Source organism: Flavobacterium bernardetii (assembly GCF_011305415.1).
Classification (GTDB): domain Bacteria; phylum Bacteroidota; class Bacteroidia; order Flavobacteriales; family Flavobacteriaceae; genus Flavobacterium; species Flavobacterium bernardetii.
Genome location: NZ_JAANOQ010000024.1, coordinates 1 through 3,505, shown reverse-complemented (window position 1 = coordinate 3,505; position 3,505 = coordinate 1). Strand labels below are relative to the sequence as shown.

General features: G+C 37.9%; 1 protein-coding gene. It reads right to left on the bottom strand.

The annotated features are described in order from the left end of the window. Positions 1–3,505, bottom strand: a 3,505-nt coding sequence (locus G6N05_RS15385; protein WP_317167495.1) for a beta strand repeat-containing protein, incomplete at both ends; no start/stop codon positions are given.

The following is a 3,505-nucleotide window of genomic DNA, read 5'->3' as shown; positions in this document are numbered from 1 at the left end:
TATCATGAATTCCGTCTCCATTTGGTGTGAAATATTTAGGATAATCTATCACTGTAATTGGTTGTGATAAATTAGTACAACCTTCAACATCTTCAACCATTATTTCATGTTGACCTGCTTGAACTCCTGTGAATACATTTGAACTTTGCCAAGCTCCTCCATCTAATGAATAAATTAAATTTCCTGTTCCTACTGGGTTTACTGTAACTGTTATTGTTGCATTATCTGTAAATGCATCAGTCACTACTGCTGAAAAAGCTGTTGCTGGATAAATTGTACCTACTATTGCTTGATCTGCAGGTGCCACACAATTGGTTACTGTATTTGTAACTATCACTTGGTAAGTTCCAGGTAATGTTGCTTCATAAGTAGGTCCATTTGCACTTGGTAAAGCATCGTATATATTTGTTGCTGTGTTTAACATATACCAATCGTATGTGAAATCTGGATCTGATAATTGTGTATCTAAAATATAACCTTGATACGTTACTCCTGTAGCTTGATTCACACAAATATGTCCGTCAACTAAATTTGGTTTTGGTAATGGATTTACTAACACAGTATATTCTGTAGTTCCACCGTTACAATTTCCTAATTTTGAAGTTACACTATATGTAACATGCCCTTGAATATTTGAGTTATTAATCAACACATCATTTATAGTAAATGGTGCTGTTCCTGTTCCATTTGCAAATCCTGTTACATTTTGTGAATCTATAACTGTCCAAACTAACGTTGTTCCTGTAATATTTGGAAATGACGAAATAGTTAAATTGGTAGTTTCTCCACTACAAATTTCATCAACTGGCAAACCAATTGGTGTTCCTGGTATTGGATTTACGTTAATAGTTACTGCATTAACAATTGTTGCTCCTGTACAAGTTCCATTTGCTGGTGTAAAGCTAAAACTAATAGTTCCTGCCACTAATGGATTAGTTAAGGCTAATTGTAAATTACTTACAATTCCGTTTGTTGATGTTCCACTTGTTGCTCCTCCAACAATTTGAACACCACTAGTTCCAGCGGCATTTACTTGCCAATTGTATAATGTTGCTGCTGGATTACTGTTCGAAGTAAGTGTTACAAATTCGTTATTACAAATTGTAGTCTGACTAGCAACTGTTGATGTAATTACTGGAATTGTATTTACTGTAACTAATATTTGTTGTGAAGCTCCTGAACAAGTCCCTATTTGTGGTTTCACTTCAATATTAACCGATCCGTTTTGGAACGTATTCATTAAATTGACAATTTGGTCAATATTCGTTTGGTCTCCACTTATAACTGCTGTACTTACATTACTTGTAGTTGCACTCCAAATAAAGGTTGCTCCAGGAACTGTACTTGTTAATTGTGAAGCAATATTTAATGTTCCTCCATTACAAATTATAATATCTGGAACTTGTGTAATAAATTGTGGTGTCGCCGAAACGTTAACTGTTGCCATTGTAGTTGGTCCTGCCACTACTGGAATTACACAACCATTTAAATTTGCACTCGTTAAAGTATATGTTGTATTTACTGCTGGTGAAACTGGAATTACATAACTTCCTGTTACAACTGTAAATGAACTTGATGTTCCTGGTGTTGCTGTCCACGTAATAACTGTTCCTGGTGTAGCGGTTACTGTTAAATTAGTTGTTCCTCCTGAACATATTGTTGTTCCTCCTGAAATACTAATATTAGCTGGAGCTGGATTAACAATAATTGTTCCTGTAGCATTAACTGCTCCACAACCTCCTGTTAATGGAATGGTGTAGTTGAAAGTTCCTGTTGCTGTTGGAGTACCTGTTATTGTAATCATATTTCCAGACCATGAAGCCGTAACTCCTGTTGGTAAATTTGTTGGAGCTCCAATTCCTGTTGCTCCTGTTGTTGTATGAATAATTGGTGTTAATGTCGTATTCACACATAATGTAGATGTTGATCCAGCTGTAACGGTATTACTTGGGATAACTGTAATAGTTCCTATAGCATTATAAGTTCCACAACCTCCAGTTAATGGAATTGTGTAATTGAATGTTCCTGCTGCACTTGGCGCACCTGATATTGTAAGTGTACCTGCTGACCAAGATGCTGTAACTCCAGCTGGTAAACCTGTTCCAGTTCCAATTCCTGTTGCACCTGTAGTTGTGTGAGTAATTGCTGTTAAAGCTGTATTCACACATAAGGTTGGAGTTGACGAAGCTGCTGAAACCGTATTGTTCGGATTTACTGTAATAGTACCTGTTGCATTAATTGTTCCACATCCTCCCGTTAATGGGATCGTGTAATTGAATGTTCCTGTTGCACTTGGTGTTCCTGATAGTGTAATTGTATTAGTTGCCCATGAAGCTGTAACTCCTGCTGGTAAACCTGTTGCTGCTCCTATTCCTGTTGCGCCAGTTGTTGTATGAGTAATTGTAGGTGTTAATAACGTATTTACACACAATGTTGTAGTTGTACCTGCAGTAACAGTATTATTTGGTGTAACCGTAATAGTTCCTGTAGCAACTCCTCCACAACCTCCAGTTAATGGAATTGAATAATTGAAAATTCCTGTTGCACTTGGAGTACCTGTTATTGTAATTGTATTAGTTGCCCAAGATGCTGTAACTCCAGCAGGTAAACCTGTTGCAGCTCCAATTCCTGTAGCGCCTGTTGTTGTATGAGTAATTGCTGCTAAAACCGTATTCACACATAATGTAGGTGTAGATGATGCAGCCGTAACTGTATTATTTGGATTAACCATAATTGTTCCTGTTGCACTAAACGTACCACATCCTCCTGTTAATGGAATCGTGTAATTGAATGTTCCAGTTGCACTTGGCGTTCCTGAAATTTCAATTGTACCAGGTGCTGTCCATGTTGCTATTAATCCAGCTGGTAAACCTGTTGCTACTCCAATTCCTGTAGCGCCTGTTGTAGCGTGAGTAATTGGTGTTAATAATGTATTCACACACAATGTCGGTGTAGATGAAGCAGCAGCTACCGTATTATTTTGATTTACCGTAATTGTTCCAGTAGCATTAACCGCTCCACAACCTCCAGTTAATGGAATCGTGTAATTGAATGTTCCTGTTGCACTTGGTGTTCCTGATATTGTAATTGTATTAGTTGCCCATGAAGCCGTAACTCCAGCAGGTAAACCTGTTGCAGCTCCAATTCCTGTAGCGCCTGTTGTTGTATGAGTAAATGGCGCTAATACTGTATTCACACATAAAGTAGGTGTTACTGACGCAGCCGTAACTGTATTATCTGGTGTAACTGTAATGGTACCCGTTGCATTAAATGCTCCACAACCTCCAGTTAATGGAATCGTATAATTGAATGTTCCTGTTGCACTTGGTGTTCCTGTTATAGTAATAACATCTCCAGCCCAAGAAGCCGAAACTCCAGCTGGTAAACCAGTTGGTGCTCCAATACCCGTTGCACTTGTCGTAGAGTGAGTAATTGCAGTTAAAGCCGTATTCACACACAAAGTTGGTGTAATTGAAGCTGCTGAAACTGTATTAATTCCATTTAC